Source organism: Fodinicurvata sediminis DSM 21159 (assembly GCF_000420625.1).
Taxonomy (GTDB): Bacteria; Pseudomonadota; Alphaproteobacteria; order Kiloniellales; family DSM-21159; genus Fodinicurvata; species Fodinicurvata sediminis.
Window position 1 is genome coordinate 42172 of sequence record NZ_ATVH01000014.1, and the last position, 15755, is coordinate 57926.

Genomic DNA, 15755 nt, shown 5'->3' on the forward strand with positions numbered 1-15755 from the left:
CTGCCTCACACAAGGCCCAGCGCAAAGACACCGCCTCCGATAACGTTGATCATGCCGACCAGGATCATCACCAGTCCGGCAACGGAACCCTCTTCGCTGCCGACTTCGTGGGCTTTGGCCACGCCAGCCGCGTGGGCTCCGATGCCCAGCAGCGCGCCGCGCGCCAGTGCTGAGCGCAACGGCAGCCAGTGAAGCATGAGTTGCCCCAGAGCTGCACCCAGCACGCCGGTAAGGACGACGAAGATCCCGGTCAGTTCGGGAAAGCCACCGATGTCCGAAGAAACCTCCATGGCAAAAGGCATGCTCATGGAACGCGGCAGCATGCTGGTGCGCAGCATGTCGCTCAGACCGAGCATGTAGGCGAGACCCCAGGCAGTTGCCAGGGCGGTCACGCTGCCAAGGACGACGCCGAGGCCCAGCGCAGCCCAGTGCCGGCGAATCAGGTGCCGCCGTTCGAAGACGGGAATTGCGAAGGCCACCATCGTCGGCCCAAGCAGAACGAACAACCAGCGGGTGCCCTGAAGATACTCACGGTAATCGACTCCAATGCCGAGCAGGAGGATGATAACCCCCACCGGCGCCACGATCAGGGGCGATAGCCACCAGTAGGACCGGCGGCGATACAGCAGCTTGGAAAGAGCATAGAGCGCGATCGTGATGGCCGACCAGATCAGGATGGTTAGCGGCTCAGCTGTATCCAGCATGTCCCGACTCATGGCTCACACTCCACCGATAGCAGAGGTCTACTGTAAGCGCACTGACGACCATGACAGCGAATGTGCCCGCGACGATCACCAGCAGAACCTTGAGTCCCATCAGGCTGACGAACTCTCCGTGATCGACAAGCGCCACAACGGCCGGCAGGAAGAACAGAAGCATTTCCGAAACGAACAAGTCGGCCCCCCGCTTCACGCTTTGCAGGCTGACCAGGCGGGTCATCAACAGGCCCAGAACGATCAGGAACCCGACGATACCACCGGGAATGCCCAGGTCAGCAGCACGCACGAAAGCTTCGCCGACAAGCCAGAAGCCGATAAGCACGCCGGCCTGCACCAGGCGGCTTCGATGCAAAACGATATGGGCAAGAGTGACAGGGTTGTTTCTCGACATCATTAGCTCCTCTCTCACCCGAATCTATGTCGCGCCGCAGCATGCGTAAAATGAATTGATTGAATAAATATTATTCTGATATGGAATGATAATGGAACTCCGGACCCTGCGCGCCTTCGTCGAGGTCGTTCGCCAGGGCAGCTTCTCGCAGGCTGCCAAAACGATCTTCTCAACCCAGTCCACGGTCAGCAAAGCCGTGAAGCAGCTCGAGGACGAGCTCGGCTTCGTCCTGCTCGACCGCGCGTATCGCAGCATTCGCCTCACCGCCGCCGGCCGGATCGTCTATCAGCGTGCCATGACAATCCTGAAGGAGCGTGAAGACCTGGTCGAAGAACTCTCGGAGTTGCAGGGGCTGCAACGCGGTGTGCTCCGGCTCGGCCTGCCACCGGTAGGCAGCAGCGTCCTCTTTGCTCCGTTGTTCGCGACCTACCGTGCCTACTATCCCAGCATCGAGATCCAACTGCAGGAACACGGCAGCAAACGTCTCGAGGAGCTCGTGCTCAACGGGGAGCTCGACCTCGGCGCCTCGCTGTTGCCCGTGCCGGAGGATTTCGAATGGCAGCATGTCTGCAAGGAGCCCATCGACGCATTGCTGCCCGTGCAGCACCCGCTCTCGCAAGCAGATTCCGTGACCCTGGCCGACCTGAAGTCCTCACCCTTCCTGCTGTTCGAAACCGAGTTTGCCATCAATCACATCATCTTCGAGGCCTGCGAGCGACAGGGCTTCACCCCGCAGGTTGCAGCCCGCAGCAGCCAGATATCGTTCCTCGTCGAACTCGTTGCCGCAGGCATGGGCATCGGCTTCCTGCCCCGGATGATCGCCGAGGAACGGCAACACCCCCGGGTTTCTCCAGTGCTCGTCGCAGATCCCGACTTCTACTGGCATATCGCGCTTGTCTGGCGCCGCGGAGCCTACCTCTCGCACGCCGCAAGGGCCTGGCTTGATCTCGCTGCCCAACCCAACCGCGTGCGCAGATGAGGATAAGGTTTTCTGCAAGCTATGTGGGGGCGCGAAAATGGGAAAGAGAAGGAGGGAAAGGCTACCCCGACGACGTGGACACATCCTCGGGCAAAGCTGACTCTATAGCGCCAACCTGTCCCATGCGGGGATCGGGGATGGCACCCCAATAGTCCATGTTCTCCGGTGCGAAGGGAAGGTTGCGCGGCGGACGCGCATCCACTTCAGGGAACTCTTCCATACCGAAGCTGTACTCGACCGTCATGCCATCCGGATCGAGGAAATAGAGAAACATGGATTCGGATGGCGGATGCCGGCCCGGTCCGAAGACGATGGGCACGTCGTTCTTCTGCATCCGCCAGAAGGCCTTGCCGATATCATCCACGTCGGTGACCATGAAATTCACGTGATGGAAGTGGTTGTGTCCGGAATGGGCAAGGCCCAGCGAATGGTGCAGGGGATTGGGGAAGCAGCGCATGAAGGTGATCGCCTCCTCGATCCGGTCCGAGGCGCGGAAATTCAGCTGCTCCAGGAAGAATCGCTCGGCCCGTGCATGATCCACCGCACCAAGTACCACATGACCGAGGCGTTCGATCTTGGTGATAGTGGCCTCGAACGGCGTGGTGGCCTGTTCGAAGGAATGGAAGTATTCAAGGGTGGCGCCGGTATGCGGCTCGACCACGCGGAAGGCGTCTTCTACACCCAGGCAGGCAGCCTCTTCACGCCCCACATCGTGGGTGGCCAGCTCCAGGCTTTCGAGATGCCGCCGCACCCGAGCCAGGTCCTCGGGGCTTTCCATTTCCCAACCAATACGACGCAGGCCCGGTTCCGAAGCCTGGTGCAGGATCAGGTCGTGGTGACGTGGGCTGCAGCGGAACAGCGATTCCCCCTCGCCCGCCTCTCCAGCAGGCTGCAGGCCCACGAGGTCGCGGTAGAATTCGGACGAAGTTTGCAGGTCGCTGACGTTCAGGGCGACATAGCCCAGACGGCGATAGCGGAAATCCAGTGTCATTCAGCCTCCCGGGGTCTTGCAGCCGGCTTTGCATCCTGGTGCAGCATAACCACACGACAGGGTTGCAGGGAAGGCCAGGTTCTAAGCAGCTTTTTCGTTGCGCCTGAACGGCAATGCTGGAACTTTTGACGAACCCGCAAAACTGCAAGGAGCCGTCACATGAGCGAGAGCTTCGAACTGCATCCGGACCTGGCACGCGACGGCATCAAGGTGATGGACCTGAGGCTTTCACGCCTGCTGCTGATGAACGATGCGGCCTGGCCCTGGCTGGTGTTGGTCCCACAGCGACCGAACAAGAAGGACTTCCACGACCTGGACCCCATGGACCAGTACCGCGTGTGCGATGAGATCACGATCTGCTCCCAGGCGCTGAGCCGTCTGTTCAATCCGGACAAGGTGAACGTGGCCGCCCTGGGAAATATGACGCCGCAGCTGCACATCCATGTAATAGCCCGCTTCAGTGACGATCCCGCTTGGCCGGGTCCGGTCTGGGGCAAACAGGCGATGCAGCCCTATCCGGCTCACCAGTTGGAGGAACGCGTGAAAGCTCTGCATCAGGAACTGAAGCATCCGCTGTGAGCGTTCCTCTCGATATGGATCCACAGGTGGCCGAGACCCTGCGGCAAGGCGGTCCCGTCGTAGCCCTGGAGTCCACCGTCATCGCCCATGGCCTTCCCTGGCCGGGCAACCTGGAAACCGCGCAGGCAATGGAAGCCCAGGTGCGCGAAGCCGGCGCCGTACCGGCCACCATTGGCTTGATTGCTGGGCAGGCGATCGTCGGAATGAGCGCGGATCAGATCGAAGGCTTTGCCCGTGAGGGTGGCTCCATGGCCAAGTTGGGCAGCCGCGACCTGGGCCCGGCAATGGCGCAGGGACTGGACGGTGCCACTACGGTCTCAGCCACCGCGCGCCTGGCAGCCTTGGCGGAAATCCGGATCTTTGCGACGGGCGGCATCGGCGGCGCGCATCGCGACTGCGACCAGACCTTCGACATCTCGGCTGACCTGATGGAGCTTTCCCGCAGTCCGGTTGCCGTGGTGGCCTCGGGCGCCAAGTCCATCCTGGACCTGCCGCGCACATTGGAAATCCTGGAGAGTCTCTCGGTGCCGGTGGTGGGCCTGGGATGCCGGGAATTTCCCGCTTTCTATGCGGTCGGCAGCGGCCTTCCGCTGGACCACAGTGTTGGAAGCGCCCAGGACGCGGCAGAGCTGCTGCGGGCTCATTGGCAGGTCAGTTCGCAGGGATTGCTGCTCGCCCAACCGGTCCCGGAGGGGGCCGCATTGTCCGGAGTACAACTGGACGGCTGGATCGAAAATGCACTTCAGGATGCCGCGCGCGAGAACATATCCGGCAAGGCCGTCACGTCCTTCCTGCTTTCACGGCTGCACGAGATGAGCGCCGGGGCAACCCTGGCCGCCAACCGAGCCCTTTTGCTGTCCAATGCCACAATGGCCGGTCGGATTGCTGCCGCCTGGGCGACGTAGAACGCTTACATCTCCGAGTCGGGCTTGCCCGAGTGCTTCCAGAAGTCCCAACCGGCCAGCAGCAGCGTTATCAGGACCACCACGATAAGATCGATGTGTGGAACGCCGATCACGAGGACACCAAGGAAGCCCAAAAGAACCAGGAACGCCACCAGGGCCATAATTCGATCCGTCATTCTCAAGCCTCCTGAAGTTCGGGGGACGCCACCTGGAGTGCCAGCCAGCGGGCCGTACGCAGCAAGCGGGCGTCATCTCCCTTGCGGCCAATCACCTGTACGCCCATGGGCAGACCGTTCTCCGCTTCCAGAAGCGGTATGGTGACGGCCGGCAAGCCACAGAGCGTCCAAATTCCATTGAACACGGAACTGCCCGTATACTCCAGCCCCTCTGGTGCCGGCGTTGGCGTGGAGGGGGTCAGGATCACGTCGCAACGCTCGAAGACTTCAGCCAATCCTGCATTCAACACATCGGGCCAGTCCAGGGCAGCGATGTAGTCTCGCGCGGGCACAGCCTTTCCCTTGTCCATCGCTTCACGCAGCTTGTCCGACAACCGATCCCAGCCGCGTCGTTCATAGCTGTAGTAGCACTTCGCCATTTCGGCAAAGTTGATCCGCTCACGAATCGCAGGGGCATCACTGAACACGTTTGGCAGGGGAGCTTCGAAGCAGCCCTCCCCCAAAAGATCCGTGAACTCCTTCATCGCCATCTGTGTCTGGGAATCGGCCTCGTCCCATCCGGGCGGACGCACGAAACCGACCATCGGCGTGACCGGCGGATCCGATTTTGCAATCTTCAGCATGCGCGGCGGAGGGGACAAATCGGTTGCCCTGTCCGCCTCGTCATGACCAAACAGGCAATCACTGAGCAGGGCGGCATCCTGAAGGGTGCGCGCGAAGATTCCAACTGTATCCAGACTGGGGGACTGGGCCAGGATACCGCTACGCGGAATCGCTCCGAAACTGGGTTTGAAGCCGACCACGCCGCAATAGGCTGCAGGACGAACAACCGAACCATCGGTCTGTGTTCCAATGGCCAGCGGCACCATGCCGGCGCCGACCGCCGCCGCGGATCCCGACGAGGAACCGCCCGGTGTATGATTGGGATTGTGCGGATTGCGCGTCTTGCCGGGCTGGCGATAGGCCAGTTCGGTGGCCACCGTCTTGCCCATGATGATCGCACCGGCCGCCTTCAGTCGCTCTACGACATAGGCATCCTTGGTGGGAACACGGCCTTCATCGATGGGCGTTCCATTCTCGGTCGGAATGCGCCGGGTGTCGATGATGTCCTTCAAGGCCACCGGCAGGCCATGCAATGGGCCGGTGGCACGCCCCGTCCCGCGATACTTGTCCAGGGCCGCAGCCTGTTCAAGGACATGGTCACTGTCCAGCCAGGCCCAGGCCTGGACCTCGCCCTCGCGGGCGGCAATCCGGTCCAGGAAGCCCTGCGCCACATCCACGGCCTTCAGCTCGCCTTTGACCATTCGGTCCCGCAGCTCGACCGCACTCAGGTCGAGCTTGGGGTCCACTTTGTTTTGTGTCTTAGCGGCCATAGAACACCTGCGGCAGATGGAAGACGAGACCATCGAAGTTATAGACCAGTGCCATGGCGACAAAGACCATGAAGAGGAATGGCAAGACCCCCTTGAAGATCTGCGTCAGCTGCACTTCGGGCGGCGCAATTCCCTTAAGGTAATAGGCCGACATGGCCATGGGCGGTGTCAGGAAGCTGGTCTGCAGGTTGAGTGCCACCAAGATGCCGAAGAACAGCGGATCGACACCGAACATCGGCAGCAGCGGCAGGAAGATCGGTACGAAGATGATGATGATCTCGGACCATTCCAGCGGCCAGCCCAGAAGGAAGATGATCAACTGTGCCAACAGCAGGAACTGCAGCGGCGTCAAATCGAGTCCCTCGACGAACTGCGAGATCAACTGCTCGCCGCCCAGATAGGAGAAGACCGACGAGAAGACATAGGAGCCGACAAACAGCCAGCAGACCATGGCCGTGGTACGAACCGTCAGGTAGACGGATTCACGCAGCCGCTGGAAGGTCATGGCGCGATAGACCACGGCCAGCAGCATGCCACCGAGGGCGCCGACAGCCGCGGCTTCCGTGGGCGTGGCCAGACCGAAGAGAATCGAGCCCAGAACCGCCAGGATCAAGACAGCCAGCGGTAGGAACGAGGTCACCAGCATCAACAGCAGCTTCCCGAAGGGAATATCCGGCACCTCCTCCTTGGTGGGCTTGGGCGCCACGCTGGGCTGAATGATCGAACGCCCGATCACATAGGTCACGTAGAGCCCCACCAGTACCAGCCCCGGAAGGAGTGCACCGGCGTAGAGACGCACAATGGAGACCCCCGAGGCCGCCGCATAGACGATCAGCATGATCGAGGGCGGGATCAGGATACCCAAAGTTCCACCGGCGCAGATGATGCCGCTGGCGAAGCTGGTGTTGTAGCGCACCTTCAGCATGGCAGGCAGGGCCAGCAGCCCCATCAGGGTAACCACAGCGCCCACGATGCCCGTTGCCGTGGCAAACAGCATGCAGGTGATGAGCGCCGCCACGCCCATGGAGCCGGGAAGCCTCTTGGCCGCCACGTTCAGGGTCGAAAACAGACGATCGACAATGTTCGCCCGTTCGACGATGTACCCCATGAAGAGGAACAGAGGAACCGCGGTCAGGACCTCGTTCGACATGACCGTATAGGTCTGGTTCACGAAGAGATCGAAGATCCGACTGTTCAGCAGACCGTCGAACCAGGTCGTGACCGAGGACCACCAGTCGGCATTTTCGTCCAGGCGCAGATAATCGCGCCACATGCGGTTCGGTTCAAAATAGGCGTAATAGCCTACGAACATGCCCAGGGCCATCAGCGTGAAAGCGATGGGGAACCCCAGGAAAACCAGAATGATAAAGATGGCCAGCATCAACAGGGCGACTTGGGGATCAGTCACGTTAAGCGGCTCCGTTCAAAAGAAAGTCCTGGACAAGAGGTGCGGCCTTGGCAGGCGCACCCGGCTCACAGTTTGTGCTTTTCACTGTCGTAGCCCGTCATTTCATGTTCCGGGCCGGAGTGCAGCAACATCTCCTCGGTCTCCTTCACATCCTCGTCCGGCAGACGCCAATAGCCTTCGCGCATGCAGAGGATGCAGCGGAAAACCTGTGCGATTCCCTGTATGATCAGCAGGGCCGCGGCAAGCGCCATGGCGGTCTTGAACTGATAAATCGGAACGCCGGCCGGACTGTTCACGCTGACCTCACCGTAGCTCCAGCTTCGCTCAGCATAGTCCCAGCCACGAAGCATCAGGGCCAAGATTCCGGGGAAAAAGAAGAAGATGTACAGGAACAGATCGACCGCGGCCTGGGTCCGCGGCTTCCAGAGGCGATAGAGAAAATCGCCGCGCACATGCCCCCCACGGGACAGGGTGTAGGCCCCGCCAACCATGAAAAGGCTGCCGTACATGATGAAGGAAACGTCGAGTGACCAGGTGGTCGGCGCATTCAGGAGATAGCGAACAAAGACTTCGTAGCTGACGCCGAACGTCATCAGGATGATCAGCCACCCGAAACCCTTGCCAAACCAGCCCGAAAGCTTGTCAGCAAACTGAATGTACCAGAGCATGAATCCCTCATCGCTTCATTCAAGCGGCTCCGGCATCGCTGGTTTGCAATGCCGGAGCCGGTCGTTCCACCTGTTTTTATCGGCTGGCCTTAGAGGGCCAGCTTGCCCGGGAAGAAGTGCTCATAGGCCAGAGCATAATCGGGCGCATTCATCAGCTCGTAGTAGCTGACCCGCTCGACCCATTCGCGCTGGCTGTCCATGATCCGCTTGTTGAGGTCATCCTCTTCCGCAAGCCGCTCGATCAGGACATCCCAAGCCTCGAGCTGGGCGGCCAGGATCTCTTCGGAAGTGCGGTGTACGGTAACACCGTGCTCTTCCTGGATCTTCTGGAGATCGGAAGAGTAATTGTCCATGGCCGAAGCGGTGTTGGACGTGGAGGCGGCCTCGACAGCGTGCTTGAGGATCGCCTGCAAGTCCGGATCCAGATCTTCGTAGAAGTCCTTGTTGAAGATGAACTCGAAGCTCTCCGAAGCCTGGTGATAGGACGACAGGTAGTAGTTCTTGGCCACGTCGGGGGACCCGAAGCGAAGGTCCGACGACGGGTTGTTGAACTCGAAGGCATCGATCACGCCGCGCTCCATGGCCGGCACGATCTCACCGCCCGGAAGCTGAGCCACGGACATGCCCATCTCCTGCAGCAGGTCGGCTGCCAGGCCCACCGTGCGATAGCGGAAGCCTTCGATATCCGCGACGGTGTTGACCTCTTCCTTGAACCAGCCAAAGGGCTGGGCAAACATCGGGAAGCCCATGAAGCCGATCACGTTCATGCCCAGGATATCCTGGGTCAGCTCGCGATAGAACTCGGCACCACCGCCCTGATAGAACCAGGACAGCATGGTCGTGGCCGAGCCGCCGAACACCGGACCGGTGCCGAAGAAGGACGCCGCCTTGTGCTTGCCGTACCAGTAGACCGGCACCGAATGCGCACAGTCGATCACGCCGTCATGCACACCATCCATCACCTGGAAGGCGCCGACGACCGCGCCGGCTGGCAGAAGGTCGACCTCAATGCGTCCATTGGACATGTCCTGGACGCGATCGACGAATTCCTGTGCAAAGTCCATCCAGATGTCCGAGGAGGGCCAGGATGTCTGCATGCGCATGACGATCGGGCTCTGGGCCAGCACGGCCGGAGCCGCGAAACCTGACGCAGCGGCCACACCGCCGGCCAGAGCGCCCTTGCTCAGGAACGAGCGGCGTGACGCATCCTTCGGCGCGGAAGCCGCCTCCGTCGACGCAACATCCGTCTCCCTTGAGACATTGTTCTTGGTTACTTTCTTGGTCATTAAAGTACCTCCCTTATACCTCTATATTTCAGAGTCGTTTTTTCCTGTGCAATCTTCGGGACTGCTGAGGCAGGAGTAAATCATAAAGTTGTTCTTTTAGAAAGACGGATCAGACACATTCCTGCCATTTCACTGATTTTACAATTGTATATGTAAATATATTATCTATATATTTCATAGATTTGATATTGATATTTTAATTATTATAACAGAAAGCCTTTGGGCGTGAACACGGCTTTTGCGGGGCTCAATTCACTATATCACCGGGCTTTTGCCCCGCAAAATACGCGTCTAGATTGTCCAGTGCGCGGAATCCCATGGCATCCCGCGTCTCCTCCGTGGCCGATCCGATATGCGGCAACAGGAAGACGTTCTCCTGAGCGGCGATGTCCGGATTGCCGCCAGGTTCGGTCCTGAAGACATCCAGGCCGGCAGCAAAAAGCTTGCCAGATTTCAGTGCCGCGATCAGGGCCTCCTCATCCACCAGGTTGCCGCGGGCCGTGTTCACCAGAATCGCCCGGTCTGGCAGCTTCTCCAGGGTTTCGGCATTGATGATATTCCGGGTTTCCGGGGTGGCCGGACAATGCAGCGACAGCACGTCCGAGACCGCCAGCAGGCTGTCCAGATCCGGATGAAAGACTGCCCCCTTCTCCAGGTGATCGGGCAAGCGTGAGCGATTGTGATAGTGAACCTCCATGCCGAATCCACGCGCCCGTTCGGCCGTGACCTGCCCGACCCGGCCCATGCCCAGCACCCCGAATCGCTTGCCGGTCACCTGGCGGCCCACCATGAAAGCCGGCGACCAGAAATCCCACTTGCCCTGGCGGATCAGGCGGTCGCCCTCGGCGCCGCGCCGGGCCGCCCCCAGCATGCAAAGCATGGCGATTTCGGCCGTGGCATCGGACAACACATCCGGCGTATTGGTCACGACAATGCCTTTCTCCCGGGCAGCCTTCAGGTCCACGTGGTCCACACCCACCGAGTGATTGGCGATCACCTTCAGCCGGTCCGGCAGCTGTGCGATCACCTCGGCCGTGAAATGCTCCGAATGACAGGGCAGGACCGCGTCCACGTCCTGACAGCGCGCGATCAGTTCATCGCGTGAGAAGACCCTGTCCTCCATGTTCAGGATGGTTTCGTAATCACGCTGGGCGCGCGCATGCACGGCATCGGTCAATCGGCGGGGAATCAGCAATACGGGCTTTTCGGACATGGAGCCTCCCTCTTCACTTTATCTCGGTTTTCCGTGCCGCAGCCTAGCTCGCTTTTCCGCGCTTGCCCACCCAATGGACTTGACGCAGCGTCCGTCTGCGCCATGAAGAAGGACATGACGGTGCCTGACGATATCAGTTCCTTCGATGAGACCGAGTTGCTCCCCCCGGCTTTTCGTGCGTGGTTCGCCGCACGCGGCTGGAAGGCGCATTCACACCAGCTCGAAATGATTGCGGCGGCGCGCGCCGGTCAATCCGCCCTGTTGATCGCCCCCACCGGCGGAGGCAAGACCCTGGCTGGCTTTCTGCCCTCTCTGGTCGAACTTGCCGAGGCTCCGCAGGTCGGCTTGCACACGCTCTATGTCTCCCCCCTAAAGGCTTTGGCTGTGGACATAGAGCGCAACCTGCATCGCCCCATCGAAGACCTGAAACTCGACATCACCGTGGAAACCCGCAGCGGCGACACGCCCCAAGGCAAGAAGCTGCGCCAGCGATCGCGCCCTCCGCAGCTTTTGCTGACCACACCGGAATCCCTGGCCCTGATGCTGAGCTATCCGGACGCGCCCGGGATCTTCGGCAACCTGCGCTGCATCGTCCTGGATGAACTGCACGAACTGGTAAGCAACAAACGCGGCGACTTGCTGTCCCTCGAACTGGCGCGGCTTGGCAGTCTTGCACCGAAGGCCCGGCGCGCCGGCCTCTCGGCCACGGTTCACGACCCGGACAACCTGCGCACCTGGGTATCAGCCACAGGCGATCCGGCGGATGACATGGTCCGTCAGGTACAAGGCATGCCGGCCGAGCGCCCCGAGGTGGAAATCCTGACCACCCGCGAACGCCTGCCCTGGTCCGGGCACATGGCGCTGCACGCCATGCCCGAAATCTACGAGCGAATCCAACGGGCCAACACGACCCTGGTCTTCGTGAACACCCGCGCCCAGGCCGAGCTGGCCTTCCAGGAACTCTGGCGCCTCAACGACAATGCCCTGCCCATCGCCATGCATCACGGCAGCCTGGCGGTAGAGCAACGCCGAAAGGTCGAAGCCGCCATGGCCCGCGGCGACCTGCGCGCCGTGGTCGCCACCTCCTCCCTTGACCTGGGCATCGACTGGGCGGCAGTGGACCTGGTCATCCAGGTGGGCGCCCCAAAGGGTGCCGCCCGCCTGCTGCAGCGCCTGGGCCGCGCCAATCACCGTCTCAATTCCCCCAGCCGTGCCCTGCTGGTGCCCGGAAACCGCTTCGAGGTGCTGGAATGCCGCGCAGCGCTGGACGCCATCGAGGCCCAGACCCTGGATGGCGACCCGCCCCGCCAGGGGGGACTGGACGTGCTGGCCCAGCATATCCTGGCCACGGCCTGCAGCGGCCCCTTCGAGGCCGACCAGCTCTACGACGAAGTGCGGCAAGCCGCGCCCTACCGCGCGCTTGCCCGTAAGGAATTCGACGATGTCCTCGCCTTCGTCGCTCACGGCGGCTACGCCCTGCGCAGCTACGAGAAGTACCGCCGGCTGAAAACCGACAAGCAGGGTCGCTGGCGTGTCGCCTCGACCCAACAGATCCGCCGCTATCGCCTGAATGCCGGCGTCATCGTCGATGCCCCGACACTCAAGGTTTCATTGGGGCGCGGCCGCGTGCTGGGCGAGGTGGAGGAATACTTCGCCCAGGGCCTGCAGCCGGGGGACACCTTCGTCTTCGCCGGCCAGCTTCTGAAATTCGAGCGCCTGCGCGAGAACCGCATGGAGGTCTCCAGCGGCGGCAGCGGCGAGCCCAAGGTGCCGGCCTACATGGGCGGGCGCCTGCCGCTGTCTACCCATCTGGCCGAGCGGGTGCGCGGTCTTCTGGAAACACCCACTCGATGGCAGGGCCTGCCAGAAGCTGTCTCGGGCTGGCTGGACCTGCAGCGCCATCGCTCCCTGCTGCCGCCCGGCGATGGCCTGCTGGTGGAGAGCTTCCCGCGTGGCGGCAAGGCCTTCACGGTGGCCTACTGCTTCGAGGGGCGCAACGCGCACCAGACTCTGGGCATGCTGCTCACCCGCCGCATGGAGCGCGCCGGACGGCAGCCTCTGGGCTTCGTCGCCACCGACTACGTCATCGCCATCTGGAGCCTGCAGCCGGTGGAGGATGCGGCGGCCCTGTTCGACCAGGACATGCTGGGCGACGACCTGGAGGAGTGGATGGCCGAATCCTCCCTGCTGCGTCGCACCTTCCGCAACGTGGCCGTCATCGCCGGCCTGATCGACCGCCGCGCCCCGGGGCAGGAGAAGACGGGCCGGCAGGTCACATTCAACTCCGATCTGATCTATGACGTGCTGCGCAAGTACGAACCGGACCACGTGCTGCTGCGCGCCACCCGCGCCGACGCGGCCAGCGGCCTGACCGATATCGGCCGGCTGTCGGCCATGCTGACGAGGGTGCAGGGTCGTATCGTCCATCGCCGCCTGAAACGCATCTCACCACTTGCCGTTCCGGTCCTGCTGGAAATCGGCCGCGAACGCGTGGCCGGCAGCGCCGAGGAAGCCCTGCTGGAAGAGGCTGCCGAGGAGATGATCGCGGAAGCGGTATCAGCGCAGGACTGACGCCTTGCTGCAATCTGGCCGACTCTGTTTCGGCGCGCTAGACTGAGCGCCATGCAGCAAGCCTTCGACTTTCCCGAAGCCGCAGAGTCAGGGAGCTTCCGCTTCAATGGCGCCGACTTGATCAGCGATCCCTCGGGGGCGCTGTGGTGGCCGGCCGAGGCCTGCCTGGTCGTGGCCGACCTGCATCTGGAGAAGGGCTCGTCCTTTGCCGCGCGAGGCAGTTTCCTGCCACCTTACGACAGCCGCGAGACACTGGCACGCCTGCAAAACGTGATCGCCTGCCGCCGGCCCCGCCGCGTGATCTGTCTCGGCGATTCCTTCCACGATGCCGAAGCAGGCGAACGCCTGGGCAGCGCCGAGAAGGACCGGCTAAGAACCCTCACCTCCGCCCATGACTGGATCTGGATCACCGGCAACCACGACCCGGTCCCACCGCGGGACCTGGGCGGAGAGATCTCGAGCGAAGTCGAGATGGAAAGGCTGGTCTTTCGCCACGAGGCCGAGAAGGTATCCGAAGAGGGCGGTGAAGTCTCCGGGCACTATCACCCCAAGGCCGCCGTGCGCGTGAAGGGCCGGCGCTTTTCCCGTCCCTGCTTCGTGTTCGACCGCAACCGGCTGATCCTGCCGTCTTTCGGAGCCTACACGGGGGGATTGGACGTCTTCGCGCCTGCACTGCGCACTCTTCTGGCCCCGGAATTCCGGGTGCGTCTGATCGCTGGACGCAAGGTCTATGGCTTTTCCTCGGAAATGCTGGAGCCCTTCGGCGTCCCGGCCTGATCCGCGCTGTCCACACGGCGCCACTCGCCCAGCGCCTGGCGCAGGATCGAGATTGCCGAGGACAGGAAGATCGCCCCCATCAGGCCACCGACAATCAGGTCGGGCCAGGCACTGCCGCTCGCCCAGACCCCACTGGCGGCCACAAGCACGGCCAGGTTGCCGATGGCATCGTTGCGACTGCACAGCCAGACCGAACGCACATTGGCATCCCCTTCGCGAAAGCGGAACAGCAGGACCGCACAGAAGACATTCACCAACAGGGCGATCATCCCGACGGCCCCCATCGTCATGGCATCCGGCGCCCCAAGGTAGAAGACGCGATAGAGCGCACCGCCCAGGATGAAAAGTCCCAGCGCTGCCAGGGTGAAGGCCTTGAACAGGGCCGCTCCTGCACGCACGCGCAGAGCGCTGCCAATCACAGCCAGGCTGATAGCGTATGTCAGCGTGTCACCCAGGAAATCGCCCGCATCGGCCATCAAGGCCAGCGAGCCGGCAGCAACGCCAGCGACGATCTCGACGGCGAACATCAGGCCATTCAAGACCAACACGATCCAGAGAACACGCCGGAAAGCCGTCGAGTTCCCGTCAAATTCCGTTGCACAGTGGTGGCAACCCGCCAAAACAGCATCTCCTGCACCCTGCCGGTCGCTGCGGGCCAAGGTGTCGTCTTGATAATCTGCGAATGATTCACAAGATAGGAGCTACAGTCACTGTAGGTTCAAGGGATATTTTTCCGGAGAAGGCAAACCATGTCGGACGTGCTTTCCATTGGTGACCTCGCCCGCGACAGCGGCGTGAAGGTCCAGACCATCCGTTACTACGAGTCAATCGGCCTGCTGCCGCCCGCCGGACGTACGACCGGCAACCAGCGGCGCTACAGCGAAGCGCACCAGAACCGCCTGCGGTTCCTGCGTCACGCGCGAGAACTGGGTTTCACCCTGGACCAGATCCGCAGCCTGCTGAGCCTCAGCGAACGTCCCGACATGCCCTGCGAGGAAGCCGACAGTATCGCGCGCGAGCACCTGGAAACTGTGGAACAGCGCCTGGAGCGCCTGAAGAGCCTGCAGACGGAACTGCAGCGCATGCTGCTTCAATGCGCAGGCGGCAAGGTCGAGGATTGCCGCGTCATCGAGGTTCTGTCAGATCATCGCCTCTGCAAGACAGAACACGGTCACAGGGACCAGGCTTCCGAAACCCAGACCTGATCACTCGCCCTCTTCTTCCCCCAGCACGCGGTTCACGGGCCGGATGCTGCCGTTGTCGGCGTTGACCTCGGTGTCGATCTCCGCGTTCTCGACCCGGGGACTGTCGCCGTTTTCAAGCGTCAGGCGCGCACCCTCCATGGTTTCGACCTCCTGAGACCCCTGGTCCATATCCACTTCGCCCTTGATGATGTGCCGGGACAGCAGGGCGAAGGTCTCCTCCTTGTTTTCGGGATCCAGCAACGCCTCTACCCGCTCTGTGGGCAGACGCCGGAAGGCGTCGTCGGTCGGGGCCAATACGGTGAAGGGCCCGTTGCTCTTCAGGACCACCACCAGCCCCACGGTCTGGGCGGCGGTGATGAAGGTGCGAAAGCGACCGTCGGTCAGGGCCGTGTCGATGATGTCGGCCGCCCGGGCATGGGCCGGCATGAGAAGGGCAAGCGATAGGAAAGCGGCCAGGAAACTTTGGGTCAGGTACTTCATCTGTCGTCCTTGCTCATAGGGGCATGGGAAGTCG

17 protein-coding genes are annotated in these 15755 nt (G+C 61.9%); 6 read left to right on the plus strand and 11 right to left on the minus strand.

The window, feature by feature from the left end:
- Positions 1-5: 5 nt before the first annotated feature.
- Entirely contained in the window at positions 6-704 is a 699-nt protein-coding gene (locus tag G502_RS0108000; RefSeq protein ID WP_022728142.1) for an LrgB family protein, read from the minus strand.
- Positions 688-1113, minus strand: a complete 426-nt coding sequence (locus tag G502_RS0108005; protein ID WP_245560741.1) for a CidA/LrgA family protein — start codon at positions 1111-1113, stop codon at positions 688-690. The genes G502_RS0108000 and G502_RS0108005 overlap by 17 nt, the downstream gene beginning before the upstream one ends.
- Before the next feature lie 88 nt (positions 1114-1201).
- Between G502_RS0108005 and G502_RS0108010 the strand changes: the two genes are divergently transcribed.
- On the plus strand, positions 1202-2089 hold the full coding sequence (locus G502_RS0108010; protein WP_022728144.1) for a LysR family transcriptional regulator: 888 nt from the start codon (positions 1202-1204) through the stop codon (positions 2087-2089).
- Between the two features lie 61 nt (positions 2090-2150).
- On the opposite strand, the gene G502_RS0108015 is transcribed toward G502_RS0108010, so the two are convergent.
- Positions 2151-3080 (minus strand): VOC family protein, encoded by a 930-nt coding sequence (locus G502_RS0108015; RefSeq protein ID WP_022728145.1) that lies wholly within the window; start codon positions 3078-3080, stop codon positions 2151-2153.
- A gap of 159 nt (positions 3081-3239) precedes the next feature.
- On the opposite strand from G502_RS0108015, the gene G502_RS0108020 reads away from it, so the two are divergent.
- Positions 3240-3659, plus strand: a complete 420-nt coding sequence (locus tag G502_RS0108020; protein WP_022728146.1) for an HIT domain-containing protein — start codon at positions 3240-3242, stop codon at positions 3657-3659.
- On the plus strand, positions 3656-4564 hold the full coding sequence (locus tag G502_RS0108025; RefSeq protein WP_022728147.1) for a pseudouridine-5'-phosphate glycosidase: 909 nt from the start codon (positions 3656-3658) through the stop codon (positions 4562-4564). Before G502_RS0108020 ends, G502_RS0108025 begins: the two co-directional genes overlap by 4 nt.
- 5 nt (positions 4565-4569) lie before the next feature.
- Here G502_RS0108025 and G502_RS22430 read toward each other — a convergent pair whose 3' ends face one another.
- From G502_RS22430 to G502_RS0108055, 6 genes are all read right to left on the minus strand, one after another.
- Entirely contained in the window at positions 4570-4740 is a 171-nt protein-coding gene (locus G502_RS22430; RefSeq protein ID WP_022728148.1) for a hypothetical protein, read from the minus strand.
- Positions 4741-4742: 2 nt separating this feature from the next.
- Entirely contained in the window at positions 4743-6089 is a 1347-nt protein-coding gene (locus G502_RS0108035; protein WP_245560742.1) for an amidase, read from the minus strand.
- Between the two features lie 13 nt (positions 6090-6102).
- Positions 6103-7521 (minus strand): TRAP transporter large permease, encoded by a 1419-nt coding sequence (locus G502_RS0108040; protein ID WP_022728150.1) that lies wholly within the window; start codon positions 7519-7521, stop codon positions 6103-6105.
- Between the two features lie 65 nt (positions 7522-7586).
- The gene (locus tag G502_RS0108045) at positions 7587-8189 is read right to left on the minus strand and encodes a TRAP transporter small permease subunit (RefSeq protein ID WP_022728151.1); all 603 of its coding nucleotides are present in this window, start codon (positions 8187-8189) and stop codon (positions 7587-7589) included.
- Between the two features lie 89 nt (positions 8190-8278).
- A complete protein-coding gene (locus G502_RS0108050) occupies positions 8279-9475 on the minus strand; it encodes a TRAP transporter substrate-binding protein (protein ID WP_022728152.1) in 1197 nt (398 codons plus the stop codon).
- 247 nt (positions 9476-9722) lie between these two features.
- Entirely contained in the window at positions 9723-10688 is a 966-nt protein-coding gene (locus G502_RS0108055; RefSeq protein ID WP_022728153.1) for a 2-hydroxyacid dehydrogenase, read from the minus strand.
- Between the two features lie 114 nt (positions 10689-10802).
- Here G502_RS0108055 and G502_RS0108060 point away from each other — a divergent pair, with 114 nt between their 5' ends.
- Both G502_RS0108060 and pdeM read left to right on the plus strand, forming a co-directional pair.
- The gene (locus G502_RS0108060) at positions 10803-13259 is read left to right on the plus strand and encodes a ligase-associated DNA damage response DEXH box helicase (protein ID WP_022728154.1); all 2457 of its coding nucleotides are present in this window, start codon (positions 10803-10805) and stop codon (positions 13257-13259) included.
- A gap of 51 nt (positions 13260-13310) precedes the next feature.
- The gene (pdeM, locus tag G502_RS19290) at positions 13311-14036 is read left to right on the plus strand and encodes a ligase-associated DNA damage response endonuclease PdeM (protein WP_022728155.1); all 726 of its coding nucleotides are present in this window, start codon (positions 13311-13313) and stop codon (positions 14034-14036) included.
- Here pdeM and G502_RS0108070 read toward each other — a convergent pair.
- Positions 13988-14695, minus strand: coding sequence for a cation efflux transmembrane domain-containing protein (locus G502_RS0108070; RefSeq protein ID WP_022728156.1), 708 nt, complete (start codon positions 14693-14695; stop codon positions 13988-13990). The two genes, pdeM and G502_RS0108070, sit on opposite strands and share 49 nt — an antisense overlap.
- 99 nt (positions 14696-14794) lie before the next feature.
- Between G502_RS0108070 and G502_RS19295 the strand changes: the two genes are divergently transcribed.
- Positions 14795-15241, plus strand: coding sequence for a MerR family transcriptional regulator (locus tag G502_RS19295; protein ID WP_040487957.1), 447 nt, complete (start codon positions 14795-14797; stop codon positions 15239-15241).
- Here the strand turns inward: G502_RS19295 and G502_RS0108080 are convergent, their stop codons facing one another.
- Entirely contained in the window at positions 15242-15721 is a 480-nt protein-coding gene (locus tag G502_RS0108080; protein WP_022728158.1) for a fasciclin domain-containing protein, read from the minus strand.
- Positions 15722-15755: the final 34 nt, after the last annotated feature.

Excerpts from the sequence above, each read along its gene's own strand:
- G502_RS0108000 (WP_022728142.1), bottom strand. The coding sequence starts at position 704 with ATGCTGGATACAGCTGAGCCGCTAACCATCCTGATCTGGTCGGCCATC.
- G502_RS0108005 (WP_245560741.1), bottom strand. The coding sequence starts at position 1,113 with ATGATGTCGAGAAACAACCCTGTCACTCTTGCCCATATCGTTTTGCAT.
- G502_RS0108010 (WP_022728144.1), top strand. The coding sequence starts at position 1,202 with ATGGAACTCCGGACCCTGCGCGCCTTCGTCGAGGTCGTTCGCCAGGGC.
- G502_RS0108015 (WP_022728145.1), bottom strand. The coding sequence starts at position 3,080 with ATGACACTGGATTTCCGCTATCGCCGTCTGGGCTATGTCGCCCTGAAC.
- G502_RS0108020 (WP_022728146.1), top strand. The coding sequence starts at position 3,240 with ATGAGCGAGAGCTTCGAACTGCATCCGGACCTGGCACGCGACGGCATC.
- G502_RS22430 (WP_022728148.1), bottom strand. The coding sequence starts at position 4,740 with ATGACGGATCGAATTATGGCCCTGGTGGCGTTCCTGGTTCTTTTGGGC.
- G502_RS0108045 (WP_022728151.1), bottom strand. The coding sequence starts at position 8,189 with ATGCTCTGGTACATTCAGTTTGCTGACAAGCTTTCGGGCTGGTTTGGC.
- G502_RS0108050 (WP_022728152.1), bottom strand. The coding sequence starts at position 9,475 with ATGACCAAGAAAGTAACCAAGAACAATGTCTCAAGGGAGACGGATGTT.
- G502_RS0108055 (WP_022728153.1), bottom strand. The coding sequence starts at position 10,688 with ATGTCCGAAAAGCCCGTATTGCTGATTCCCCGCCGATTGACCGATGCC.
- G502_RS0108060 (WP_022728154.1), top strand. The coding sequence starts at position 10,803 with ATGACGGTGCCTGACGATATCAGTTCCTTCGATGAGACCGAGTTGCTC.
- pdeM (WP_022728155.1), top strand. The coding sequence starts at position 13,311 with ATGCAGCAAGCCTTCGACTTTCCCGAAGCCGCAGAGTCAGGGAGCTTC.
- G502_RS0108080 (WP_022728158.1), bottom strand. The coding sequence starts at position 15,721 with ATGAAGTACCTGACCCAAAGTTTCCTGGCCGCTTTCCTATCGCTTGCC.